The following is a 22207-nucleotide window of genomic DNA, read 5'->3' on the forward strand; positions in this document are numbered from 1 at the left end:
ACCGCCCAGCGACCCGTGCCTGCACAGGAGAGAACCGAACAGCCGACCCCCAAGCGCCGCGCGGACGCCCGCACGCGCGGCCAGGTCGCGCGCTCGGCCGACGTCGGCGCCGCGATCGCCCTGCTGGGCGGGTTCGTGGTGCTGGCGGCCACCGCGCCGTGGGTATTCGGGCGGCTCCGCGAGACGCTCGCGAGCGGGCTGACGCTCGGCGGCGCCCCGGAGCTCAGCGCCTCCTCCGTGGCCGCGATCGCGCGCGACGCCCTCGTCGCGATCGGACTCGCCTCGGCGCCGGTGCTCGGCGCCGCCGCGCTGCTCGGCATCGCCGGCAACGTCGCGCAGGTGGGCCTGCGCCTGACGCCCCAGGGTCTCAAGCCGTCGTTCAGCCGGGTCAGCCCCGTGGCCGGCGCCAAGCGCCTGCTCGGCCCCAGGGCCGTGGCCGAGTTCGCGAAGAACCTGGCAAAGCTGGGGGCGATCGGCGTGATCGCCTTCCTCGCCGTCCGCGCCGAGTGGGACGCGATCCTGTCCCTCTCCTGGGGGGAGCCCGGCGTGCTGCTCGCCTTCACGGCGGCGCTCGCCGCCGGCGTGGGACTCAAGATCGGCGCGGCGCTCGGGCTGATCGCGCTCGCCGACTACGGTTGGCAGCGCCGCCGGCACCGCAAGGAGCTGATGATGACGCGGCAGGAGGTCAAGGAGGAGTCGAAGCAGACGGACATGAACCCGCTGCTGCGCGGCCGGTTGAAGCAGGCCCAGCGCGCGGCGGCGCGCGGCCGGATGCTCCTCGACGTTCCCGGCGCCGACGTCGTCGTCACGAACCCGACCCACTTCGCGGTCGCGCTGCGGTACGTCGAGAGCGAAGGCACGCCCAAGGTCGTCGCGAAGGGGCGGGACCTCGTCGCGGCGAAGATCCGGGAGATCGCCCATGCGAGCCGCGTGCCGCGCGTCGAGAACCCGCCGCTGGCGCGCGCGCTCTACCGCAGCGTCGAGGTCGGCGCCGAGATCCCCGAGGATCTCTTCGCCGCCGTGGCCGAGGTGCTCGCGTTCGTCTACCGGCTCGAGAACCGCCGGCCGAGGGTCGCATGACCGCCGTCGCCCGCCTGACGCGCCACACCGACCTGGCGGCCGCCGCGGCGATCGTGCTCGTCGTGGTGATGCTCGTCATCCCGCTGCCGGCCGCGCTGCTCGACGTGCTGATCGCGCTCAACATCGCCGCGGGGCTCGTGATCCTGCTCACCGCGATCTACGTGCTCGAGCCGCTCGAGATCAGCGCCTTCCCGAGCCTGCTGCTCGTCACGACGCTCTTCCGCCTGGCGATCAACGTCAGCGTCACGCGCCTCGTGCTGCTCCACGGCGACGCCGGGAGCGTCATCTCGGCCTTCGGCGGCTTCGTCGTCGGCGGCAACCTCGTCGTCGGGCTCGTCGTCTTCCTCATCCTCGTCGTGATCCAGTTCGTGGTCATCACGGCCGGCGCGACGCGGGTGGCGGAGGTCGCGGCCCGCTTCACCCTCGACGCCATCCCGGGCAAGCAGATGGCGATCGACGTCGACCTCAACTCGGGCCAGATCACGGAGGAGGACGCGCGCCGCCGCCGCACCAACCTCGAGCGCGAGGCCGACTTCTACGGCGCGATGGACGGCGCGAGCAAGTTCGTCAAGGGCGACGCCATCGCCGCGGTCGTCATCGTGGCGATCAACCTGCTCGGAGGGATCACGATCGGCGTGCTCCAGAACGGGCTCTCGATCGGCGAGGCGGTGCACGTGTATTCCATCCTCACGATCGGCGACGGCCTCGCCGCGCAGGTGCCGGCCCTGCTCGTCTCGACCGCGACCGGCATCATCGTCACCCGCGCAGCGAGCAATGTCCCGCTCGCACGGGAGCTCACCTCCCAGCTCGGTGCGCAGGCGCAGCCGCTTCTCGTCGCGGGGGCCGCGCTGCTCGGGCTCGCGCTCGTGCCCGGCCTGCCCAAGCTGCCTTTCTTCGCGCTCGCCGCCGTGCTCGTCGGCGCCGGGCTCGTCGTCCGCAGGCGGACACAGGCCACGGCCGCCGTTCCGGCCGAGGAGATCGCCGATCCCGATTCGTCGCCGGCGGGCGTGCGCGGGCTCCTCGGCGTCGACCTCCTCGAGCTCGCCGTCGGCTACGGGCTCGTCCCGCTCGTCGACGAGTCGGCGGACGGCGAGCTGCTCGGGCGCGTCGGGCTCATCCGCCGGAACGTCGCCGGCGAGCTCGGCATCGTGCTGCCGCCCGTCCGCGTGCGGGACAACATCGAGCTCGACGCCACCGAGTACGCGATCAAGATCAAGGGCGAGACCGTGGCCGCCGGCGAGCTGCGCCCGGGCTACCTGCTGGCGCTCGACCCGTCCGGGGAGGCCCCGGAGCTGCCGGGCACGCCCACCGTCGAGCCGGCCTTCGGCCTGCCGGCGACCTGGATCGCGGAGCAGCACCGCGAGCAGGCGCTCGCGCTCGGCTACACGGTGGTCGACCCCGCCGCGCAGGCGGCGACCCACCTCAGCCAGGTGATCAAGGAGCACGCGGACGAGCTGCTGACGCGAGACGCGGTCAAGGAGCTCCTCGACGACCTCAAGGAGACGCAGCCGGCGGCCGTCGGCGAGCTCGTCCCGGACATGCTCTCGACGGGCGAGGTACAGCGCGTCCTGCAGCTCCTGCTGCGCGAGGGCGTGCCGATCCGCGATCTGGGCACGATCTGCGAGACGATCGCCGACGCCGCCCGCCACACCAAGGACACCGCGCTGCTCGCCGACGCCGCCCGCGTCGCCCTCGGACGCACGATCGCGAAGCCCCACCTGGGCCGGGACCGCACGCTCGCCGCGCTCGTGCTCTCGCCGTCACTCGAGCAGGAGCTCGCAGACAGCGTCTCGCACACCTCCCAGGGCCAGGTCTTCGCGCTGCCCCCGCAGCGCGCGCACGCGGTGCTCCAGGCTGCGCGCGACGCGCTCGAGGAAGCGCAGGCCACCGACGCGAACGCGGTCGTCATCTGCTCGGGCACGATCCGCCGGCACGTCCACGCACTGCTGCGCCAGGTGGCGCCGCGTCTCGCCGTGCTGGCCTACCAGGAGGTGCCGCCGGCCGCCAACGTCCAGACCGTGGGGGTCATCAGCGCATGAGCTACACCGTCCGGGCCTTCAGCGGCCCCTCGCTGGAGCGGGTCGAGGCGCAGGCCCGCGCCGAGCTCGGCGAGGACGTTCGCATCGTCGACCGCCGCGTCCGCCTCGAGGGCGGGATCGGCGGCTTCTTCCAGCGCCAGGTGGCCGAGATCCTCGCCGTCGCCGGCCTCGAGGAGGCCGTTGAGCGGCCCGCACCGCCGCCGCGGCGCGTCGCGGCGGCGGCCGTCTCGGCCTACGGCTCCGCCGGAGCCGCGGCCGCGCCCGACCTGATCGGGGATCTGGCGCCCGCGCGCGCGCGGGTCGCGGCGCGCGCGCGGGAGGCCGCTCCGGGCGAGCCCGCTCACGCGCGCGGCGACGAGTTCGACTTCGAGCGTGCCCTCACCGACCTCGTGCCCGAGCCCGAGGCGCCGGTGGCGCCCGAGGACACAGGGCTCGCGACCCTCGAGCGCCGGGGCGGCCGCGCGGCGGTGCGGCTCCTCTCCGACGAGCTGCGCCGCCGCGGCGCCGCGGCGGACCTCGCGCTCGAGCTTCTCCAGGCCGGTGTCGGCGCCGATCTCGCCGCAGACCTCCTCGAGGAGGTCGAGCGGCACGGCCACGTCTTCGGTTCCGCCGGCGAGAGCCGGGAGCTCGTGAGGGCGGCCCTCGCCCGGCGCGTACGTACTGCACCGCTCGGCCGCCTCCTCGGCCGCGGCGCGCTCGTCGTCGCGGGACCGCCCGGCTCGGGCAAGAGCGCGCTCGCGGCGAAGCTCGTCAGGGCGTACGCCGCGGCGGGCCATCGTGTCGCGGCGATCGCGGTGGGCCCGCAGGGAGAAGCGGGTGTCGAGTCCCTGCGCGAGACGGCCCGCTCCTGCGGCGCCGGCTTCGAGCGGATCGGCCGGCTCGGCCGCCCGCTCTCCGAGAGCGTCCGCGACGGCGACCCGTTCGTCGTCGCCGACGCGCCCGCGCTCGATCCGGCAGGCGAGAGCACCCTTGCCGGCCTGAACGCCCTCAAGGCGGCGCTCGGCGGCGCGCGCACCCTCGTCGCCCTCGCGGGCGACGCGGAGACCTCCTCCTCGCTCGCCGAGGCCCGCGCCTGGCGGCGCCTGGCGGACGCGCTCGCGGTCACGCGACTCGACCTGGCGGCCGGCGCCGGCGTGCTCGCCAACCTCGGCGTCTCGCAGGCGAAGCCGCTGGCCTTCGCGTCGGGCTGCGGCGACATCCCACCCGCCGGGCTCGTCGCCCTCGACCCGCAGACGCTGGCGCGGCTGGTCCTCCCGTAGAGGCCGCCCTCAAGTGGCGCTCCAGCCCGCCGACAAGCGTACGACCCGAAGAGCGCGGAGGGAGAGCGATGAACGACCACGACGGAGCCGGCACCCGCACCGCCCCCCGAGCTGCTCCGTCCGGCCTCCCGCGGCGCTGGCCGGACCCGGAAGCGGTCGCGCTCCTGGTCCGCCGCGCCCGCTCGGCGGGCGCGCTCGCCGCCTTCTTCGTCGCGTCCTACGGCTCCCTCCGCCTCGGCTACGGACTTCCGGAGGCCGTCCTCCGCGGCCTCGCCGCGGGCGCGGCGAGCGCGCTCGCCGTCTGGGCCGTGGCCCTCGGCTTCGCCGCCTGGCTGCGTTCCGAGCTGCTGCGCTCGCTGCAGCGCGGCGAGTTGACGCGCGCGAGCGCCAGAGACGGTGAAATGTGAGCGGCGTGCAGCCGATCAGCCTCCAGCAGGTCGCGGCCGGCAGCGACCAGGCGCAGCGGGTCAAGCAGATCCAGAGCCAGCAGGCCCAGCAGGAGGCCGCGCAGCAGCTCGCCGGGATCGCCCAGCGGGAGGCGGCGGCAAAGGCCGAGCGGGTCGCCGGGACGGAGAAGACCTTCCACGCGGGCGACCGCGTCCGCGAGCAGGGGCGCGAGGAGTCGTCCCGACGGCGCCGCCGCCGCCCCGCGTCGCGGCGCGGCAGCGATCCCGGCGCCGGCTCGAGCCTCGACGTCACCGCCTGAGATGGCGCTTCAGCCCACGCACTACGGCTTCCTCGCCGTCGGCGGCGGCGGCCGCACGCACCTCGCCGGCCTGCTCGTGACCGACGCGCTCGGCCTGCCGATCGAGTTCGTCCACACGGAGCCGTTCGCGCCGACGAGACTCCAGCGCGCCCTCATCGGCGACTCGCTCAAGCGCTACCTGAAGCAGGAGCGCGTGATCACGAGCCTGCTCCGGCTCGCGGAGAAGCAGCCCGCGCTCGTCGCCGTCGACGACGAGGAGCTGCTGCCGATGGTGCCGAAGCGGATCCCCGGCGTCCTCGTTTCGGCCGGTACCGCGACGGGGGTGCGGGCAGGCGGCGAGCTCGCGCGGACGACCGACGGCGACCTGGTGGCGCGCGCCCCCGGCGGTCGCGTCCTCCGGCTGCGGCTCGCCGGGGAGTCGAGCGAGGCACTGCTCGCCGGTGCCGTCCGGCAGCTCGACCTGCTCGAGCCGCTGGCTCGCGTCCGCGCGGCGCTCACGGTCGTGGCGAGCGACCACAAGGCCGCCTGATGCGCGGCCGCACCGCGCCGGCGCGGCGCGTGCCGCTCCCGCTCCCCGTCGTCGGGCACACGATCTTCGCGCCGCCACCGGTCCGCCGCACCGAGCTTCCTTTCCCGGTAACGCTGGTCCGCGCCGAGCCCGGACCGAGCCGGCCCGACGTCCGCCACCTGACGCTCGCGCTCGAGCAGCCGCGCGCCGTCGCCGTGCGCCTGCCGGCGTCCACGATCGTGCCCAAGGCGCGGCGCGGGCCCTTCCCGCCCCTGCGCGCGCGCCTGCTTCGCGAGAGCCTGCCGCTCGGCGACGTGCCCCGCCAGCGGCTCGCCTGGCTCGTGCGGGCGCTGCTCGCCGCCAATCCCGGCCTCGCGGTCGAGCGGCTGACGCTGGTCGGGATCTACGAGCGCGCCCCGGTCACGCACCTCGTCTCCCTCACCCAGCGCGACGGGGCGATCGAGTTCACGGTGCTGCCCGACCGGAGGCCGGTGCGGCTGGGGACGCTCGTCGTCGGGCGCGACGAGCGCAGCGGCAGGCTCGCCACCGCCGTCGTCGCCGCGGACGATCAGGCGCGCCGGTCGAGGTAGGCGGCGGCCGCGGGCCGCGCCCGCAGCTCCTCGCGGTACCGGGCGAGCCCGCCGAGCGCCTCGACCGCCTCGCGGCGCAGCGCCTCGGCGGCCACCAGGCACCCCTCGAGCTCGGCCGCGAGCGCCCGCCGCACGCCCTCGGGCGCGGAGGCGTCCGCGAGGGAGCGCTCCGCGTCCGCGCGCCGCTCGGCAAGCGGCAGCGCCTCCTCCCAGCGCCCCTCCTCGAGCAGCTCGCGCTCGCGGCGCAGTCCCACGAGGACCGCCTGCCAGTCGGGGCTAGCCGCGCGAGCGGAGGGCATGCTCGTAGCCGTCGCGCAGCTCGCGCAGGAGCCCTGCGGCCTCGCCGACCTTGCGGGCGTCGCGCGCCACCAGCGCCGAGGCGAGGTGCCCGTTGACGAAGACGTAGATGTCGCGGAGGTTGCGCGCGATCTCGCCCCCCTGCTCGAGGTCGAGCGAGACGTTGAGCTCGTCGACGACCGCCTGGGCGCGGGCGATCTGGTGCCCGAACGCCTCGGCGCTCCCCTGCGCGGCCAGCGCCTGGGCGCGGCCGAGGAACCGCAGCGCGCCGTCGAACAGGAGGAGCGGCAGCTCTTCGCGACGGGCGCTCTTGACGGTTTCGGCGAGGTAGGCGTCCGTTGCTAGCTGGGCGGCGTGGGCGCTCATGCAAGACGGGTGTCGGCTGCCGGGCGGAGGGTTTGAGGCCGAGTTCGGCGGCGAGCCACCCTCAAGCCCGGCCCGCCGCAGCCGACACAGCGCGCGTGTCCGCGCGCCCGCGCATCATGCTGGTGACGAGCGGCTTCGGCTGGCCGCACGCGCCCCTCGAGGAGGCGGTCGGCCGCGCGCTCGCGCAGCGGCGAGCTGCCGCCGGGCTGCTCGAGCTCGAGCGCTGCCTGGACGCCGCGGCGGCGCGGAAGCTTCGGGAGGGAAGCCTCTCCTCCACCGATTCGGCCGCCGCGCGGTTCCTCGCATTCGTCGACGAGGCCGTCGCCGCGCACGCGCCGGATGTCGCGCTCGTCTTCCACGGCCGCCTCTTCCCCTCGTTCGCCGTCCAGCGCCTACGCGCCTGCGGCGTGTTCCCCGTCCTCTGGACGTGCGAGGATCCCTACGAGCTCGACTGGAGCCTCGAGGTGTCCGCATCGTACGGCGCGGTGGCGACGATCGAGCGCTCGTGCGCGCCGGTGTACGAGGCGGGGGGGACGCCGTGCCTCTACCTGCCACTCGGGTACGACCCCTACGTCTTCCGGCCGCGCGCCGACGTGCCGCCGGAGTACCGCAGCGACGTGTGCGTGCTCGGATCCGCTTTCCCTCGCCGCCTCGAGGTGCTCGCCGGTCTCGCTCCGGCGCTCGCCGGGCTCGACGTGCGCATCGTGGGCCGTTGGTGGGAGCGGCTGCCGCGCGAGCTGCACCGCTTCGTCGACGACCGCATCGTCGGCCCGGAGGAGGCGGCGCTCTTCTACGCGGGCGCGGCGCTCAACCTCAACGTGCACCGCGACTCGGTCGAGGCGTCCTTCTCGAACCGCACGGGCGTCGTCGGACGCTCGCTCAACAACCGCACCTTCGAGATCGCGGGCGCCGGCGGCTTTCAGGTGGTCGATCCCGAGCGCGACGAGCGCGGCTCCTTCTTCTCGGAGCGGTCGGTCGGCGTGCTCGGCGACCGGATGCTCGAGTTGCTCGACGACCGCGAGGCGCTGCGCGAGCGCGGCCGCGCCGCCGCCGCCGAGGCGGCCGGGCGGCACACGTACGCGCACCGCATGGACATGCTGCTGCAGGCGCTCGCCGGCTGGGACGTGCGGCGGCGCGCGAGCGGCGTCCACGTGCCCGCCGCGCTCCCGGCCGCCGCGCCCGGGCTCACGAGCATCGTCATCCTCACGCGCAACCAGCTCCGCTACACGCGCGAGTGCGTGGAGAGCATCGAGCGCCACACCCCGGAGCCGCACGATCTCGTCTTCGTCGACAACGGCTCCAGCGACGGGACGCTCGAGTACCTGCGCGGGCTCTCCGGCGCCACGGTGATCGAGAACGGCGCGAACCTCGGCTTCGCGATCGGCTGCAACCAGGGCGCGCTGCGGGCGCGCGGCGACGTGGTCGTCTTCCTCAACAACGACACGGTCGTCACGCCCGGCTGGATCGGCCGCACGCGCGCGCTGCTCGCCGCCGATCCGAGGCGCGGCGCCGTCGGCCCGCGCTCGAACTCGGTCGGGGGCGAGCAGATCCTGCTCCCCGTCCCGTACACGCCGGACCTCGACGGGCTGGACGCGTTCGCCGCCGGGCGCGCGGAGGCGCTCGCAGGCGTCGGCCGCGAGACGGACCGGCTCGTCGGCTTCTGCCTCGCCGTCACGCGCGAGGCGCTCGAGCGGGTTGGGGGCTTCGACCCGCGCTTCGGCAGCGGCAACTTCGAGGACGACGACCTCTGCCTGCGGCTCCGCCTCGCCGGCTACGTGCTCTGGCTCGCCGACGACGTCTTCGTGCACCACTACGGCTCGCGCACCTTCGCCGGCGAGGGCGTCGACTACGCCCGCAGCCTGGACGAGAACTGGCGCATCTTCGCCGACAAGTGGGGGATCGCGGCGGACGAGTGGGCCGCGGGCGGCTACGACCCGGCCTCGATCATGGCCCGGGCGGGAGCGTTCGACCCCGCGCGGCACGCGGTGCGTCTCACGGCCGGCTGGCTGCCCGAGCTCGAGATCGAGGGCGCCGGGCGGCGGAATCTCCTCCTGGCCTTCGATCCCGACGGCGAGGGCTGGCAGGACGCCCTGCTCGCGTTCGCCGGGTCGTTCTCGGCCGGCGACGGCGTCTCGCTCCTCGCATACGCACCGGGAGCGGACGCGTCCGCGGCCGCCGAGCGGCTGCTCGCAGTGCTCGGAGACGCGAAAGGGGGGACGGCGGAGATCGTCCTCGTCGACGGGCCCGTCGACCCGTCGGCGCTCGTCTGGCATGCGGACGCCTGGCTTGCCGCGCCTGCCGCTCCCCCGGACGTGGCTGCCGCTGCGCGCAGGACGGGTCTGCGCACGATCGACGATCCGACGTCGGCTGCGCTACCGGCCATTCTGGCGAGCTGACGGAGCGGCGACCGGCCCCGCCCGGCGTCTACGGTGAGCCGGTGCGGTGGGCGCGGAGGATGTACTGGTAGGCGAGCAGCTGCCGGCGCATTCGATCGGGCCGCGCCCCGAGCGCTGCCGCGCACGCGACCAGCGGCTCGACGGCCGGCGAGTCGCCGACCTGGGTCGCCTCGAGCGTGTCGAGCTCGAAGCCGGTCGACTCGAGCATCTCGATGATCTCGGCGAGGGTGAAGAAGGTGACGTGCGTCCGGTCGAGCAACCCGCGCTCCTCGTATTGCCAGCGTCCGTGTCCCAGGAGCATGGTCAGAACCGACCAGTGCCCGACGTTCGGGATCGAGCAGATCAGGGTGCCGTCGTCGGCGAGGTAGCGGCTCAGCATCCCGAGTGCGCGGGTCGGGTCGTGGAGGTGCTCCAGGACGTCGCCGAAGAGCATGCAGTCGAAGTACCCGTCGGGGAACGGCAGCTCCGTCAGGTGGTCGAGGTCGCCCTCCACCACCGAGTCGAGCCGTGCACGGGCCTCCGCCGCGGCGTCGGGATAGAGCTCGAGACCGTGGGCCTCGATGCCCGCTTCCTCCCTGAGAGCCGCGCCCAGGTTGCCGATCCCACAGCCGACGTCGAGCGCGCGCCGCGCCCCTGAGGGGACGAGACGGCGCAGCTCGGGCCGGGAGGCCAGGTAGTAGCGGTCGTTCGTGTCCGCGATGTGGCCGCCCCTTCGGGGGTCGGAGACGGGAGTCGTCCCTCGATCGGTCATGGCCTACTCATCGGCGGCGGCGACGTGCGGTTGAGGGCGCACGCGTGCGGCGCTTAGCCGAAGAGCGAGCTGCTCTTCTGGTAGCCGCCGATCAGCCGCTCCATCGCCGAGAACTGCGCGCGCCACCTCTTCTCGCGCAGCAGCACCTGCCGCTCGAGGTCGGCGAGGCGCGAGTCGAGGCGCGTCGCGTCGGCCACGTAGCCGTCGATCCGCGCCGCGAGCACGCCGCCGGCCTGGGTAAGCGGGTCGATGATGTCGGTCAGGCGGCGGACGAGGCCGTGCTCCGCGGAGCTCGCGCCGACGCGCTGGAAGAGATCCTGCACCGCCTGCGGGTTGTCCTTGAGCGCCTGCTCGAGCTTCGTCGTGTCGAGCACGAGCGTGCCGCTGTTCGCGCTCGCCGTGAGCACGCCGGTCGACTTCCCGGTGCTGATCCCGATCTCGGCGAACTCGTCGGTCGCGGCGGCGAGGCCGCTGACGGCGCCGGCGAGCGCCTGCCGGAGGTCGCGCAGGATCCAGCCCAGGCCCATGTCGCTGCGCAGCGCTCCCTTGAGCTGGTCGGCCGTCGTCTTGGCGGGGACGACCTTCGCCTCGTTCACCTTGTCGCGGACGAAGGAGAACGTCGAGTTGTACTGGTCGACGAAGGCCTGCACCTTCTCCTTCACCTTCGCCGAGTCGACCGCCGGCTGGCTCACGGTCAGGGTCGCGGAGGCGAGCTTGAGGAGCGTGAAGCTGACGCCGGGCACGACGTCCGCGATCGTGTTCGTCGGGCGCGTGTACGACGTCCCGTTCACGGTGAAGCTCGAATCGAGGTGCGTCTGCGTGGTCGTGAAGCCGAGGTCGGCGGCGAGGTCGTACCCGTTCGTCGTGTTGCCGTCGGAGACGGCGATCGTCGCGGCCGCGTCGATCCGCAGCTTCCCGTCGACGACCGCGGCGTTGACGCCGATCGCCGCCTTGTTGATCTTGTCGGCGATCGTGGCCAGGGAATCCGCAGCCGCGATCGCAACCGTCTTCGCGGGCCCTCCGTCGAGCGAGAAGGAGAGCGTGTCCGCGCTCGCGGCCTGCGTGATCGCGCTGCCCTGCGTCTTGATCTCGTTGCGCGCGAGCTGGGTCGCCGTCACGGCGTACGCGCCCGCGACCGGCGTCCCCGCGGCGCTCGCGGACACGGTGGTGGCGTCGGAGGAGGTGACGGTCGCGACCTTGGCGAAGAGGGACGCTTCCCCGAGCGCCTTCGCGGCCGTCTTCAGGTTGAGCAGGCGCGTGTTGACGTCGCGGATCGCGGCCTCGCGCGTCTTCGCGAGCTCCTGGCGCTGCTTGACCAGAGCCTGGGGCTGGCGCTCGATCACGAGCAGCTGCTGGATGATCGAGTTCGTGTCGATCCCGCTGAAGAGCCCACCGAAGTTGACGATCGACACGGCTTCCTCCCTAGACGGCTTGACGGTCGACGACGAGCCCCGCGAGATCTTCCATGCCGGAGGCGATGGTCACCAGCGTCTGCGGGGGGATTCGCCTGACGACGCCGCCGCTGCTCTCGTCGACGAGCTCGATCACGATCCGGTCGGGGCCGGCCGCATCCTCCTCGACGCTGAAGCGCAGGTGCAGGTCGCGTGAGGCGAGGATGCGCTCGATCGTGCGCGACGCCTCGCGCATCACCGCTGCGTCAGGCTCGGGGCGGGGCGGCTGGGGCGGGGCGGCCGACCCGGTCGCCCTCCGTGCGGCGGCATCCGCGGGCGGCGGCGAGCCGTCGCGACCTGAAACGGTGTCGAAGCCTGAGATGTTCATTCGCGTCCTTGCGAAAATGGGTTTCGAGCGCCTCCGTGCAGGACGGTTATCGGCCGCGCGCGGCGCTGCTTGAGGGCGACTTCCGCTAGGCGGCGCGCTGCGCGACGAGGGCGAGCAGCTCGCGTGCCTGCACGTGGCCGGCGTCGAGCTCGACCGCTCCTTCCAGCAGCTCGGCGGCGTGGCTCCAGAGCTCCTGGCGCGTCGCCGCGCGCCCGAGACCGTACAGGACCTCGGCGTCGGGGCCGAAGCGTTCGAGCACGGCGTGCCACTCCTCGAGCGCGAGCGCGTCGAAGTCGTGCCGCTCGTAGAGACGCGCGAGCGCGACACGGCGCGCCCGCTCGTCCGGCACCGCAGCCTCGAAGGCGGGCAGCAGCCGCTCGAAGCGTTCGAACTCCTCGATGCGCACGAGCGCCTCCAGGTTCGTCAAGCAGAGGACGGCCGCCGCCGCCGGGACGTCCGGCCGGGCCGCCGCGTCGCGCTCGAGCGCGACCCAGGCGCGGTAGAGCAAGGCCTCGTCGGGCGCGCTGCCGGCAAGCGCGTTCGCGTGCTTCTCCGCGGCGCTCAGGTTGCCCGCGCACACGGCGGCGAAGGAGCGCCCGCGCAGGGCGGCGGGCGCGAGCGGATGTCCGTCAGGGACGCGTGCGAGCACCTCCTCCGCATCGTCCCAGCGGCGGAGCGAGAGGTGGGTCTCACCCAGCCCGACGAGCGACGGGGCGTGCCCGGGTGCACGTTCGAGGGCTCGGCGGAACCACGACTCGGCCTGCTCCAGGCGGCGGCGCTCGTAGAAGGCGGTGGCGACGAACAGGCAGGCGGCGCTCGTCCACTCGACGCCGAGCGCGAGCAGGCGCTCCTCGACCCGGTCGGGATCGTGCTCGAGCAGGAGGTTGACGAGATCGAGCAGCGCCGGGCTGTACTCGGGCCATTCGCGGACGCATCGCTCGAAGCTCCCGGCTGCCTCGTCGGGCTCGCCCCGGCGGCGTTGCACGTGACCGAGGCCGCAGAGAGCGAGGAAGGTTCCCGGGCCCGTCACCGGGCTGAGGCGCAGCTCGGCGTCGCCGAGCTCGAGCGCGCGCCGGAACGCCTGCTCCGCGTCGTCGAGCCGGCCCGCGTCGAGCTCGAGAACGCCGCGCTCGAACACGAGCTCCGTGTGATCCGGATACCAGCCGAGCGCCTCCTCGATGTACGATCGCGCCGCGTCGGGCTCGGTGGCGCGAAGCGCCTCCGCCAGCCGCACGACGAGCATCGGCGCGAACTGCGAGTTGCGCCAGCCGGGATCGCGCTGGAGCGCGGCGAGGCCGCGCTCGTAGTGGCGCCGGGCGGTCGCGTAGTCGCCGAGCCACGAGTACTCGGAGCCGAGGTTGAAGTCGTTGAAGGGGGAGGGATGCTCGCGCGCCTCCCGCTCGAGCAGCTCGCGGTTGCGCCGCGACTTGCCGCGGTCGATCATCCGCTGCTTCAGGTAGCCGTAGTGGTTGATGCGGACGTCGCACACGGCGAACCGCTCGGGCAGGTGCAGCGGGAACAGGTGGATCTTCTGCTCGTGGACGATGCCCTCGAAGCGGTAGCGACGACGGTTCCGGAAGAGACGGAAGGCGAGGTGGCTCGTGGACGAGCCCAGCTCCTCGCTGCCGGTGAAGTTCCGCTCGTTCAGGTAGAAGCCCTCCCGCCACGTCTGCCCGGCGAGCGCGCGCAGCCTCGCGCCGTCGTCGCCGACGAGCTGCTCGTCGGCGTCGAGATAGAGGATCCAGTCGCCGGTCGCGTGCTCGAGCGAGACGTTGCGGGCATCCGAGAAAGAGCCGGTCCAGGCGAAGTCGATCACGGTCGCGCCGCGCTCGCTCGCGATCTCGCGGGTGCGGTCGGTCGAGCCCGTATCGACCACGATCAGCTCGTCGACGTGCTCCCTGACGGAGTCGAGGCACGCGGGCAGCAGCTCCTCCTCGTCCTTGACGATCATGCAGAGCGAGATTCGCGCCGTCTCCGCCGGCCTCGCCATGGAGACGATCCGCTCCGCGCGCTGCCGGAGCGGACGGATGCGCGCGTTGACACCGGGAGCGAAGCGCGCCTCCAGCGGGTGACGCAGCCGCCGCTCGGCCTCCGCGAGGTTCCCCTCGGCGTCGGGCGTGTCGGGCGCGAGCGCGAGCGCGCGCCGGAAGAGCCTCCGCGCCGCGGCGGGCTCGTTCAGCTCGTGCAGGCAGACGCCGAGGAAGTTGACCAGCAGCGGCTCCGCCGGCCGCTCCTCGAGATAGACGCAGAGCAGCTCGCCCGCGGCCGCGAACACGGCCGGCCAGCTCCGGTCGTCGCTCGCCGCAGCGAGCTCCAGCAGGCGCAGGGCGCATCCCCGCACGGCGGTGTAGCCCGCCTGGTCGTCCTCGCACGCGAGCGCGGCGCCTGCGAAGGCGGCGGCGTGCGCGAGCCCGCCGGGGGTCGCGACCACGGCTGCGACGGCGTCCGCCTCGCGGGCGAAGTCCGGCGAGGACGCCAGCGCGCGGAGGGCGGCGACCGCCGCACCGGCACCCTCGCGCTTCGCGACGACCGCCGGCGCGACCGCGCCGGACGTCTTGACCTGTGAGATCCGGATGGCCATGGAGGCTCAGTCGGCCGGGAGGGGTGCTATTTGAGGGCGAGCGTCTCGGTAGGCGGATAGGGCGGCGGGGGTCGTGCCCCGCCGCCCTCGAGAGCGTGCCGTTCCCTGCCGTGCCCGCGGTTAGCGCAGGAGGCTCAACACCGCCTGCGGCGAGGTGTTCGCCTGGGCGAGCATCGACATACCGGCCTGCTGCATGATCTGGAGCTTGGTGAAGTTCACCATCTCCGAGGCGACGTCCAGGTCGCGGATCCGCGACTCGGAGGCCGCCAGGTTCTCCCGGTACACGGCCAGGTTCTGGATCGCGTACTCGAGCCGGTTCTGCGTCGCACCGAACGACGCCCGCAGGTCGGCCACGTTCGCGATCGCCGTGTCGATCGACGCGAGCGTCGCGGTCGCCGCGAACGTGAAGATCCCCGAATCGACCTTGAAGGTCGAGTCGCCGCCGTAGAGCTTGCCGGCGGTGACGGAGATCGCCTCGCCGTCGTTGGCGCCGACCTGGAAGGTCACCGTCGCGCTGCCCGTGAGCAGGGCGATGCCGTTGAACTTCGTCTGGTCGCCCATGCGGGAGATCTCGTCGCCGAGCGCCTTGACCTCGGCCGTGATGTTCGCCTTGTCGGCGGCCGAGAGCGTGTTGTTGTTGTACTGGACGGCCAGCTCGCGGACGCGGTTGAGCATCTCGTGCACGGTGGCCAGCGCGCCTTCCGCAGTCTGGACGAGCGAGACGCCGTCCTGGGCGTTCCGGCTGGCCTGCTCGAGGCCCTTGATCTGCGCGCGCATCTTCTGCGAGATGCCGAGCCCGGCGGCGTCGTCGGCCGCTCGGTTGATCCGGTAGCCGGAGCTGAGCTTCTCCGACGACTTGGCGAGCAGGTCGCCGGTCTTCACCAGCCAGCGGTGGGCGGTGTACGCCTCGACGTTGTTGTTGATGCGAAGTGCCATGACGTTCCATCCTCCTTGATGGATTGTGGGACGACGTCCGTGTCGACCCGATTGGCGGCGTGTCTGGCCTTGTCGGCCGTGCGCCGGCCGGTTTTAGGGTTGCTTTCGCCGGCGGTCCTCGACGAGGCTGGCCGCCGCGGCGAGAGCGTCGGGGGAGACCGCCGAGCCGCGCTCGTTCTCCACCTGGATCGCGCGGTAGACCTCCTCGCGGAAGACCGGCGTCGAGCGCGGCGCGCTGATCCCGATCCGGACCTGGCGCCCGCCTCCGACGACGTCGACGACCTCGATCCGGATGTCGTCCCCGATCATGATCGCCTCGTTCTTCGCGCGCGTGAGCACGAGCATCGTGCGCCCTCCCTGGCAGCCGTGGTCGCGCGAGTCTACACGCCAAAAGATGGGGCGCTTGCGCCGCCTGAGCGTCAGGCGCCGGGCAGGAGCGTGATCGCTCCCGCCTTCGCGGGCGACCTGGGCTCGTCCACCTCGCCCGCGAAGAGCGGCGCGCTCGGCGAGGCCTCGACCTTGTTCAGCACCTGGGCGCCGAGCCGGCGCTCCAGGTTGACGACCACCGGCGCGAGCAGGTTGATCGTCGACGCCGCCGGGTCGGGCGCGATCACGACGACCGCGAAGAACCCGAGCTCCGCCGGGTCGGACGTCTCGAGCAGCGCGAGGTCGTCGTCGCCGATCTCGAGCTGGTACTTCGGGTGGAACGCCCAGGGATCCGTCACCGGGAAGGCGACGCCGGGCTCGTCGGCCGAGTGCAGCCAGTAGAAGGGGTCCTCGGGCGAGCGCGCGAGGAGCGCGTACCGCGCCGAACCGGGGAAGCCTGCCAGGCCGCGCGGGAAGCGGAGGAGCGCGTCGTCCGCGACGTCGAAGGCGCCGAAGCGCGTGCTCTCGATGCGCATGTCTTAGTCGAGGAAGTCCATCAGGGTCGGCTGGATCATCTTCGCCCCGGCCTGGAGGGCCGCCTGCAGCGCGGAGGAGCGCATACTGTAGCCCATCGCCAGCGCCGCGAGGTCCGCGTCCGCGGTCTCGGACTGGAGCTTCTTCAGCGAGAGCTCGAGCTCATCGACCCGGCTCGCCGCCAGATCGACCCGGTTCGTCCTGGCGCCCACGAGCGCCCGCTGCCCGATCAGGGTGTCGAGGTGACCGGAGATCGCCGCCAGGTCGGCGCCGCCGACCGCGCCGACGTCGCCGGCGCGGAGGTCGGACGCGAGCTTCCGCAGCGCGGCCAGCAGGCCTCCCGGGCCCGACCCGACGGCATCCGTCCCGGTGACGTTCAGCCGCACGGAGACGCCGGCGGAGACCTCGCGGTCGATCGTGCCGGCATCGCCGTAGTAGGCGTCGTCCGTGCCGCCGAGGAGGTAGGGCGGCTGGTCGGTCTTCGTGCCGCCGAACAGGTAGCGCCCGGCGTAGCTCGCGTTCCCCTCCGCCTTGACGGCGTCGACGAGCTGGTCGACCTCGAGCGCGATGCTCTCGCGCTCGACCTGGCCGAAGGTGCTGTTGGCGCCGCGGAGCGCGAGCTCGCGCGCGCGTTGGGTGAGGTCGGTCATCTGCCCGAGCGCGGTGTCGGTCGCGTCGAGCCACGTGCGGGCGTCGCCGGCGTTGCGCCGGTGCTGGCCTGTCCGCGCGAGCATCTCCTCGAGCTCGAGCACGCGGCCGGTGCCGAGCGGGTCGTCGGAGGCACGCTGGATCCGGCGCCCCGATGCCATCTGCTCCGAGATCGACGCCAGGTCCTGCCGCGTCCGGTCGACGTCGGCGAGTAGCAACCGGCTCAGCATCCCGTTCGTGATCCGCACGGCGCTAGCGCCCCATCCGGTTGATCAGGTCGTCGAGCATCTGATCCATCGTCGAGAGCAGGCGCCCGGCTGCCGCGTAGGCCTGCTGGAACCGCACCATGTTCGCCATCTCCTCGTCGAGGGAGACGCCGCTCACCGACTCGCGCCGGTTGCGCAGCGCGTCGGCGAGCGCCGTGGCGTTCGCCCCCGCCTGCCGCGCGTCGCGCGCGGCGACACCGATGTCGGCGACGAGCGCGCGGTAGTAGTCGCCCGGCCGCGCGCCCGCGACGACCGCCTGGTCCTGGATGCGGGCGACCGCCAGCGCGTTCGAGCCGTCGCCGGGCGCACCGGACGAGCTGGCGGCGACGAGCCGCGGGTCGCTCACGGCGACGGCGAGCGTCGCCGCGGTGGAGCCGCTGAAGAACGCGCCGCCGGCGGCGCCGTTCTGGTCGACGCCGGCGGCGTGCTGCGCGTTCACGGCGTTCGCGATGCCGGACGCGAGCGTGTCGAGCCGGCCGCGGTAGCCCGGCAGGACGTCGTTGCGCAGGTCGTACAGCGCGCGGAGCTTCCCGCTCGAGGGAGCCGTGCCCGTGACGTCGGCGGCGACGAGCGCGTTGGTGCCGCCGGCCGCGGAGGGGTCGACGACCGCCTTTCCCGCGAGCATGACGGTGACGCGGCCGGAGGAGTCGGTCGCCACGGTGACGTCGCCCAGCGCGGCCAGCTCGTCGAGCAGCCGGTCGCGCTCGTCCATGAGGTCGTTCGAGGTCAGGTCGGCGACCGCGTTGTCGCCGATCGCCACGTTGAGCTTCGCGATCCTGCCGGCCAGGGAGTTCGCCTCGCCGACCGCGAGCGTGAGCTGCGTGTCGGTCTGCGTCTCGAGGTCGGCGAGCATGCGGTCGGTCTCGTTGAGCGCGGTGGCGAGCGAAGAGGCGTTCTGGAGCAGCGACTGGCGGCCCGCGTAGCTTTCCGGGTTGACGGCCACCTCCTGCCACGAGCCCCAGAAGCGGTTGAGCACCGCATGGAGGCCGGTGTCCTGCGGCTCGTTGAGCACGAGCTCGACCTGCTCGAGCGTGTTGCTCCGTGCCTGCTGGCCGGCCTGGCGGGCGAGCTGCGCCCGCACCTGGGAGTCGAGGAACGTGTCGCGCAGGCGCCGGAACTCCGTCACGCTCACCCCGGTCCCGTACTGGCCGGGCGCGACGGGGCGGTTCAGCGCCGCGTCGCTGTGCGGGAGCGTCGTCTGGAGCACCGCCACCTGTCGCGTGTAGCCCGAGGTGTTCGCGTTGGCGACGTTGTGCGCCGTCGTCTCGAGCGCCTGCTGCTGCGCGAGCAGCGCGCGCAGGGACATCTCGAGGCCGAAGAACGTCGAGCGCATCAGGCCTCCCTGTCCACGAGCCGCGGCGGGGCCGGCGGCAGCGCGCGCGCGTCGTCGGTGCGCGAGGCCTGGCCGAGGATCACGCCGCGCACGAGGTGGTCGATCGTGCCGAGCTCCTGCTCGATCAGCGACCGGTTGCGCCGGTTCAGGTCGAGCAGCTCCGCGACGAGTGCGCGCAACTCCGCCGCCGCCTGCTCGAGCCCGTCGCCCTCGTCGCCCGGCAGCGCGGCGGCGAGCTCGGCGGCGCTCGCGTCGGGCCCGAGCCCGAGCTGCTCGCAGAGCCGGAGCGCCTCGTCCGCGCGGGCGCGCTCGAGGCGGGCGCCGTCGAGGACGGCCCCCTCCTGCTCGGCGGTGATCGTGCGAAGCGCGCGCAGGTCGCCGCGGCGGAGCGCTTCCTCCTCGGCGTGTGCGAGCGAGAGCAGCTTGCGCTGCAGCTCCACCTGGCTCGCGAGGTGGCCCGCGAGGGCGGCGGCGCTCACGTCTTGCCCCACCGCTCGAACTCCTCCCGCACGTCCGCGGGCAGGCGGGCGATCCGCCGCGCGAGCCGGTTGTGACAGTCCGGGCAGCGCCCGTCGAGCGAGTCGAGCCCCGGCTGGCCGCAGTGGCAGGCCGGCTGCGGGACGCCGCGGCCGTGACCGGTGAGCCGGCCTTCGTTGAGGAGCGCGAAGACATCGCCCTCGCTCACGCCGGTGGCGCGCGCGATCTCGTCGACGGTCGCGCGCGCGTTCTCGTAGAGGTAGGTGCGCACGGACCTGAAGCTGGCCTCGCGGCGCTCGGCGCAGGGCAGGCATGTCCCGCTCGCGTCGGCCGCGCGGCCGCTGCCGCAGACGACGCAGAGGTTCACGACGCCTCCCCGCGCCCGGCGAGCTGGCCGTAGACCGCGCCGGCGATGCCGACGCCGCCGCCGGCGGCGATCGCGCCGGCGAGCTGCTCGGCGAGGAGCTGCCCGTAGATGCCGCCGGCGTCGGCCGCCTCGCCGGCGAGCGGGGCAGAGGCGGTCAGCTCCCGCGTGAGGAACGAGAGCAGGAGCGACTCGAACTCGAGCGTCTGCCCGAGCAGGCGGCGCTGCTCCGGCGTGGCCGGCGGGAGGACGCCGGGGGGAAGGGCGACACCGTCGACCGGTCCGGGCATCAGCGCTTGAGGCCGTTGGCGATGCCGTACATCTCGTCGGAGGCCGAGACGACCTTGCTCAGCATCCCGAAGGCGCGCTGCGCCTCGATCAGGGAGGTCATCTCGGTCATCAGGGAGACGTTCGAGGACTCGAGCCGGCCCTGGAGGACGGCGTTGCCCCGGCCGGGCTCCAGCGCCCGCGCCGGGCCGGACGCGTCCGTCGCCGTGAAGAGGCCGTCGCCGCTGGGGGCAAGGCCGGCCGGGTTCGCGAAGGTGGCGAGGGTGATCCGGCCGAGCTCGACCCTGCGACCGTCGGCGCCCGTGGCGCCGACCCGGCCGTCCGTGCCGACGGTGAGGCCGGATGCGCCCGCGGGCAGCGCGACCGGCGGATCGAGCAGATCGCCGCCCGGCGTCACGAGACGGCCGTTCGCGTCGAGCTGGAAGTTCCCCGCGCGCGTGTAGGACACGCTTCCGTCGGCGCCGCGCACCCGGAAGAAACCGCGGCCCTCGATCGCGAGATCGGTCGGACGTCCCGTCTCTTGCAGCACGCCCGTCGCGTCGTCGCGGTCGACGGAGACGGCGGCGGCGCCGCTGCCGACGCGGACGCCGGCCGCCGTACTGCTGCCGGTGGAGGCGTCGCGGTAGAGGAGGTCGCCGAAGCTCGCGCGGCTCGCCTTGAAGCCCGGCGTGTTCGCGTTCGAGAGATTGTTGGCGATCGTGTCGATCCGAAGCTGCTGGGCCGCCATGCCGCTGGCTGCGGCCCTAAGGGCGTCGCTCATGTGTCCTCCTGCCTGGGTCGGGCTCGACGCGAGGTGTCGGCGCCGTCCGCCGGGGCTTTAGGGCGGAAGTCAGCCGGTGCGGCCGACCTCGTTGACGGCCTTCTGGAGCGTCTCGTCGATCGCCTGGACCGCCTTCTGGCCGCTCTCGAAGCTGCGCATTATCTCGATCATCGCGACCATCTGCGTCACGGCGTCGACGTTCGCGGCCTCGAGGTAGCCCTGCTGGACGGAGGCGCCCGTGGCGGCGCGGGGCTCGCCGGCGAGTAGCCCGCCGCCCTCCTTGCGCGCGCCCTCGAGCGCCGCCAGGCGCAGGCGGCCGGCCTCGGCGCCGCCGACGGAGATCGTCCCGTCCGCGCCCACCGTCACCTTGCCTTCCGCGAGCCGGAGCGGTCCCGACTCGCCGAGCACGCGGCGGCCGGCGGCGGTGACGAGGTAGCCGTCGGCGTCGCGCCGGAACGAGCCGTCGCGGGTGTAGCGCACGCCGTCCGGGGTCTCCACGGCGAAGAAGGCGTTGCCGGAGATCGCGAGGTCGAGCTCGCGCTCCGTCACGCGGAGCGCGCCCTGGTCGAAGGACGTCTCGACGCCGTTGGTCTGCGCGCCGAGGCTGAGCGGGCCGACCGGGGCGCCGTCCTCGAGGTTCTGGAGCAGCATGTCCCCGAAGCTACGCGACGCCGTGCGGTCGCCCTTGTAGCCGGCCGTGCCCGCGTTGGCGAGGTTGTTCGCGACCACGTCGAGCCTGAGCTGGTTGACCAGCATCCCGCTGGCTGCGATGTAGAGGCCGCGCTCCATCCGAGTGTCTCCTTCGGTTCGGTTGCGGGTCTGTCGGCAGCGCCCGGCCGGATCTGAGAGCGATGTCGCAGCGATCGTCGACCGCCGCCAACGGTCTGCTCGCTCAAAACCGGCGACGACGGACGAGACGCCGAATAGGGGATGCGACGAATCCGAGCTCATACCGATGGGAGGGATGAAAGTCGACCGTCCGACTCCAGGAGTGACAGCGAAAGCATGAGCACCGCGCCCACCACGCTTCCCGATCCGACACGTGTCAACAAGGAGCTCGAGGAGTTGTGGAGAAGCTTCACGCGCACCCGCTGCCCACGCACCCGCGACCGCCTGATCCTCACCTACGCGCCGCTTGTGAAGTACGTCGCCGGCCGCGTCGGCTCGACGCTGCCCGACCACGTAGAGAGGTCCGATCTGATCAGCGACGGCCTCATCGGCCTGATCGAGGCCGTCGACCGCTTCCGCCCCTCCGAGGGCGTCAAGTTCGAGAGCTTCGCGCTGACGCGGATCAGGGGCGCCATGCTCGACCGCATGCGCTCGCTCGACTGGGCGCCGCGCTCGCTGCGGACGAGCCAGCGCCGGATCGAGCAGACCCTGCGGAAGCTCGAGCAGCGGACAGGGGGGTCCCCATCCTGGGACGAGGTCGCGGACGAGCTCGGCGTCTCGCGCGAGGAGCTCGACGACGCGCTCGTCGAGATCGGTCGCAGCTCGCTCGTCGCGCTCGACCGCACCCTGTCGGGCGCCGGCGAGGCGGACGACGGCCTCGACCTCTACAGCCGCATCGCAGACGCCAACGCCGACGAGCCGGTTAGCGAGCTCGAGCTCGAGGAGCAGCGGGAGCTGCTCGTCAAGGCGATCGACGCTCTGCCGGAGCGGGAGCGGCTCGTGCTCGTGCTCTTCTACTACGAGGAGCTGCCGCTGCGCGCGATCTCGTCGATGCTCGGCGTGACCGACTCGCGGGTCTCCCAGCTCCAGGCACAGGCGCTCGTCCGCCTCCGCGCCCGCCTCCGGCACCTCTGGCCGGAGTCTCAGGAATCCGAGGCCGAGCAGGCCGCCGTCGCGGCGGCGTGAGATGCATCCCGTGGCCGACACGGCTCAGA

At 73.5% G+C, this 22207-nt stretch carries 25 protein-coding genes; 9 read left to right on the forward strand and 16 right to left on the reverse strand.

Annotated features, from left to right (window positions below; translation table 11 throughout):
* The first annotated feature begins 15 nt into the window (after nucleotides 1-15).
* The 7 genes from flhB to Gocc_RS02120 all read left to right on the forward strand — a co-directional run bounded on the left by flhB (nucleotide 16) and on the right by Gocc_RS02120 (nucleotide 6182).
* Nucleotides 16-1080 carry a flagellar biosynthesis protein FlhB gene (gene flhB / locus Gocc_RS02090; protein ID WP_114794865.1) on the forward strand — a complete coding sequence of 355 codons (1065 nt, stop codon included), beginning with the start codon at nucleotides 16-18 and terminating at the stop codon, nucleotides 1078-1080.
* Nucleotides 1077-3119 (forward strand): flagellar biosynthesis protein FlhA, encoded by a 2043-nt coding sequence (gene flhA, locus Gocc_RS02095; protein ID WP_114794866.1) that lies wholly within the window; start codon nucleotides 1077-1079, stop codon nucleotides 3117-3119. Before flhB ends, flhA begins: the two co-directional genes overlap by 4 nt.
* Nucleotides 3116-4378: a hypothetical protein gene (locus tag Gocc_RS02100; RefSeq protein ID WP_114794867.1), complete on the forward strand. Its 1263-nt coding sequence runs from the start codon at nucleotides 3116-3118 to the stop codon at nucleotides 4376-4378. Before flhA ends, Gocc_RS02100 begins: the two co-directional genes overlap by 4 nt.
* Before the next feature lie 68 nt (nucleotides 4379-4446).
* On the forward strand, nucleotides 4447-4785 hold the full coding sequence (locus Gocc_RS15630; RefSeq protein ID WP_147281157.1) for a hypothetical protein: 339 nt from the start codon (nucleotides 4447-4449) through the stop codon (nucleotides 4783-4785).
* Nucleotides 4782-5084 (forward strand): hypothetical protein, encoded by a 303-nt coding sequence (locus Gocc_RS02110; protein WP_114794868.1) that lies wholly within the window; start codon nucleotides 4782-4784, stop codon nucleotides 5082-5084. Before Gocc_RS15630 ends, Gocc_RS02110 begins: the two co-directional genes overlap by 4 nt.
* Before the next feature lies 1 nt (nucleotide 5085).
* The gene (locus Gocc_RS02115; RefSeq protein WP_114794869.1) at nucleotides 5086-5613 is read left to right on the forward strand and encodes a hypothetical protein; all 528 of its coding nucleotides are present in this window, start codon (nucleotides 5086-5088) and stop codon (nucleotides 5611-5613) included.
* Complete coding sequence (locus Gocc_RS02120; protein WP_114794870.1) at nucleotides 5613-6182, forward strand: hypothetical protein; 570 nt, start codon at nucleotides 5613-5615, stop codon at nucleotides 6180-6182. Before Gocc_RS02115 ends, Gocc_RS02120 begins: the two co-directional genes overlap by 1 nt.
* On the opposite strand, the gene Gocc_RS02125 is transcribed toward Gocc_RS02120, so the two are convergent.
* Both Gocc_RS02125 and fliS read right to left on the reverse strand, forming a co-directional pair.
* Nucleotides 6161-6481: a hypothetical protein gene (locus Gocc_RS02125; protein WP_114794871.1), complete on the reverse strand. Its 321-nt coding sequence runs from the start codon at nucleotides 6479-6481 to the stop codon at nucleotides 6161-6163. The genes Gocc_RS02120 and Gocc_RS02125 overlap by 22 nt on opposite strands.
* Nucleotides 6459-6845: a flagellar export chaperone FliS gene (gene fliS, locus Gocc_RS02130; RefSeq protein ID WP_114794872.1), complete on the reverse strand. Its 387-nt coding sequence runs from the start codon at nucleotides 6843-6845 to the stop codon at nucleotides 6459-6461. Before fliS ends, Gocc_RS02125 begins: the two co-directional genes overlap by 23 nt.
* Before the next feature lie 95 nt (nucleotides 6846-6940).
* On the opposite strand from fliS, the gene Gocc_RS02135 reads away from it, so the two are divergent.
* Nucleotides 6941-9241, forward strand: coding sequence for a glycosyltransferase (locus Gocc_RS02135; protein WP_114794873.1), 2301 nt, complete (start codon nucleotides 6941-6943; stop codon nucleotides 9239-9241).
* Nucleotides 9242-9269: 28 nt separating this feature from the next.
* Here Gocc_RS02135 and Gocc_RS02140 read toward each other — a convergent pair whose 3' ends face one another.
* From Gocc_RS02140 to flgF, 14 genes are all read right to left on the reverse strand, one after another.
* On the reverse strand, nucleotides 9270-9992 hold the full coding sequence (locus Gocc_RS02140) for a class I SAM-dependent methyltransferase (protein ID WP_114794874.1): 723 nt from the start codon (nucleotides 9990-9992) through the stop codon (nucleotides 9270-9272).
* Nucleotides 9993-10045: 53 nt separating this feature from the next.
* Entirely contained in the window at nucleotides 10046-11404 is a 1359-nt protein-coding gene (gene fliD / locus Gocc_RS02145; RefSeq protein WP_114794875.1) for a flagellar filament capping protein FliD, read from the reverse strand.
* A gap of 10 nt (nucleotides 11405-11414) precedes the next feature.
* Nucleotides 11415-11771: a flagellar protein FlaG gene (locus Gocc_RS16845; RefSeq protein ID WP_114794876.1), complete on the reverse strand. Its 357-nt coding sequence runs from the start codon at nucleotides 11769-11771 to the stop codon at nucleotides 11415-11417.
* A gap of 85 nt (nucleotides 11772-11856) precedes the next feature.
* Complete coding sequence (locus Gocc_RS02155; RefSeq protein ID WP_114794877.1) at nucleotides 11857-14352, reverse strand: TPR domain-containing glycosyltransferase; 2496 nt, start codon at nucleotides 14350-14352, stop codon at nucleotides 11857-11859.
* A gap of 120 nt (nucleotides 14353-14472) precedes the next feature.
* The gene (locus tag Gocc_RS02160) at nucleotides 14473-15288 is read right to left on the reverse strand and encodes a flagellin N-terminal helical domain-containing protein (protein ID WP_114794878.1); all 816 of its coding nucleotides are present in this window, start codon (nucleotides 15286-15288) and stop codon (nucleotides 14473-14475) included.
* Nucleotides 15289-15381: 93 nt separating this feature from the next.
* Nucleotides 15382-15633 (reverse strand): carbon storage regulator CsrA, encoded by a 252-nt coding sequence (csrA, locus tag Gocc_RS02165; protein WP_114794879.1) that lies wholly within the window; start codon nucleotides 15631-15633, stop codon nucleotides 15382-15384.
* Nucleotides 15634-15707: 74 nt separating this feature from the next.
* Nucleotides 15708-16190 carry a flagellar assembly protein FliW gene (gene fliW / locus Gocc_RS02170; RefSeq protein WP_114794880.1) on the reverse strand — a complete coding sequence of 161 codons (483 nt, stop codon included), beginning with the start codon at nucleotides 16188-16190 and terminating at the stop codon, nucleotides 15708-15710.
* A gap of 3 nt (nucleotides 16191-16193) precedes the next feature.
* Nucleotides 16194-17084: a flagellar hook-associated protein FlgL gene (gene flgL, locus Gocc_RS02175; RefSeq protein WP_114794881.1), complete on the reverse strand. Its 891-nt coding sequence runs from the start codon at nucleotides 17082-17084 to the stop codon at nucleotides 16194-16196.
* A gap of 4 nt (nucleotides 17085-17088) precedes the next feature.
* A complete protein-coding gene (gene flgK / locus Gocc_RS02180; protein ID WP_114794882.1) occupies nucleotides 17089-18435 on the reverse strand; it encodes a flagellar hook-associated protein FlgK in 1347 nt (448 codons plus the stop codon).
* Complete coding sequence (locus tag Gocc_RS16490; protein WP_220150393.1) at nucleotides 18435-18914, reverse strand: flagellar protein FlgN; 480 nt, start codon at nucleotides 18912-18914, stop codon at nucleotides 18435-18437. The genes flgK and Gocc_RS16490 overlap by 1 nt, the downstream gene beginning before the upstream one ends.
* The gene (locus Gocc_RS16495) at nucleotides 18911-19279 is read right to left on the reverse strand and encodes a hypothetical protein (protein ID WP_220150394.1); all 369 of its coding nucleotides are present in this window, start codon (nucleotides 19277-19279) and stop codon (nucleotides 18911-18913) included. The genes Gocc_RS16490 and Gocc_RS16495 overlap by 4 nt, the downstream gene beginning before the upstream one ends.
* On the reverse strand, nucleotides 19276-19566 hold the full coding sequence (locus Gocc_RS02190) for a hypothetical protein (RefSeq protein ID WP_114794884.1): 291 nt from the start codon (nucleotides 19564-19566) through the stop codon (nucleotides 19276-19278). The genes Gocc_RS16495 and Gocc_RS02190 overlap by 4 nt, the downstream gene beginning before the upstream one ends.
* The gene (gene flgG / locus Gocc_RS02195; protein WP_114794885.1) at nucleotides 19566-20324 is read right to left on the reverse strand and encodes a flagellar basal-body rod protein FlgG; all 759 of its coding nucleotides are present in this window, start codon (nucleotides 20322-20324) and stop codon (nucleotides 19566-19568) included. The genes Gocc_RS02190 and flgG overlap by 1 nt, the downstream gene beginning before the upstream one ends.
* A gap of 69 nt (nucleotides 20325-20393) precedes the next feature.
* The gene (flgF, locus tag Gocc_RS02200) at nucleotides 20394-21113 is read right to left on the reverse strand and encodes a flagellar basal-body rod protein FlgF (RefSeq protein WP_114794886.1); all 720 of its coding nucleotides are present in this window, start codon (nucleotides 21111-21113) and stop codon (nucleotides 20394-20396) included.
* A gap of 216 nt (nucleotides 21114-21329) precedes the next feature.
* Between flgF and Gocc_RS02205 the strand changes: the two genes are divergently transcribed.
* On the forward strand, nucleotides 21330-22178 hold the full coding sequence (locus Gocc_RS02205; RefSeq protein WP_181813292.1) for a FliA/WhiG family RNA polymerase sigma factor: 849 nt from the start codon (nucleotides 21330-21332) through the stop codon (nucleotides 22176-22178).
* Nucleotides 22179-22207: the final 29 nt, after the last annotated feature.

Source organism: Gaiella occulta (assembly GCF_003351045.1).
GTDB lineage: Bacteria > Actinomycetota > Thermoleophilia > Gaiellales > Gaiellaceae > Gaiella > Gaiella occulta.

What these genes read in the sequence shown, in the direction of transcription:
- flhA (WP_114794866.1), top strand. Translation starts at nt 1,077, where the DNA reads ATGACCGCCGTCGCCCGCCTGACGCGCCACACCGACCTGGCGGCCGCC.
- fliS (WP_114794872.1), bottom strand. Translation starts at nt 6,845, where the DNA reads ATGAGCGCCCACGCCGCCCAGCTAGCAACGGACGCCTACCTCGCCGAA.
- Gocc_RS16845 (WP_114794876.1), bottom strand. Translation starts at nt 11,771, where the DNA reads ATGAACATCTCAGGCTTCGACACCGTTTCAGGTCGCGACGGCTCGCCG.
- flgF (WP_114794886.1), bottom strand. Translation starts at nt 21,113, where the DNA reads ATGGAGCGCGGCCTCTACATCGCAGCCAGCGGGATGCTGGTCAACCAG.
- fliW (WP_114794880.1), bottom strand. Translation starts at nt 16,190, where the DNA reads ATGCGCATCGAGAGCACGCGCTTCGGCGCCTTCGACGTCGCGGACGAC.
- Gocc_RS02125 (WP_114794871.1), bottom strand. Translation starts at nt 6,481, where the DNA reads ATGCCCTCCGCTCGCGCGGCTAGCCCCGACTGGCAGGCGGTCCTCGTG.
- Gocc_RS02205 (WP_181813292.1), top strand. Translation starts at nt 21,330, where the DNA reads ATGAGCACCGCGCCCACCACGCTTCCCGATCCGACACGTGTCAACAAG.
- Gocc_RS02140 (WP_114794874.1), bottom strand. Translation starts at nt 9,992, where the DNA reads ATGACCGATCGAGGGACGACTCCCGTCTCCGACCCCCGAAGGGGCGGC.
- Gocc_RS02155 (WP_114794877.1), bottom strand. Translation starts at nt 14,352, where the DNA reads ATGGCCATCCGGATCTCACAGGTCAAGACGTCCGGCGCGGTCGCGCCG.
- Gocc_RS02115 (WP_114794869.1), top strand. Translation starts at nt 5,086, where the DNA reads ATGGCGCTTCAGCCCACGCACTACGGCTTCCTCGCCGTCGGCGGCGGC.
- flgG (WP_114794885.1), bottom strand. Translation starts at nt 20,324, where the DNA reads ATGAGCGACGCCCTTAGGGCCGCAGCCAGCGGCATGGCGGCCCAGCAG.
- flgK (WP_114794882.1), bottom strand. Translation starts at nt 18,435, where the DNA reads ATGCGCTCGACGTTCTTCGGCCTCGAGATGTCCCTGCGCGCGCTGCTC.
- Gocc_RS02100 (WP_114794867.1), top strand. Translation starts at nt 3,116, where the DNA reads ATGAGCTACACCGTCCGGGCCTTCAGCGGCCCCTCGCTGGAGCGGGTC.
- csrA (WP_114794879.1), bottom strand. Translation starts at nt 15,633, where the DNA reads ATGCTCGTGCTCACGCGCGCGAAGAACGAGGCGATCATGATCGGGGAC.
- Gocc_RS02190 (WP_114794884.1), bottom strand. Translation starts at nt 19,566, where the DNA reads ATGCCCGGACCGGTCGACGGTGTCGCCCTTCCCCCCGGCGTCCTCCCG.
- Gocc_RS15630 (WP_147281157.1), top strand. Translation starts at nt 4,447, where the DNA reads ATGAACGACCACGACGGAGCCGGCACCCGCACCGCCCCCCGAGCTGCT.
- Gocc_RS02160 (WP_114794878.1), bottom strand. Translation starts at nt 15,288, where the DNA reads ATGGCACTTCGCATCAACAACAACGTCGAGGCGTACACCGCCCACCGC.
- Gocc_RS02120 (WP_114794870.1), top strand. Translation starts at nt 5,613, where the DNA reads ATGCGCGGCCGCACCGCGCCGGCGCGGCGCGTGCCGCTCCCGCTCCCC.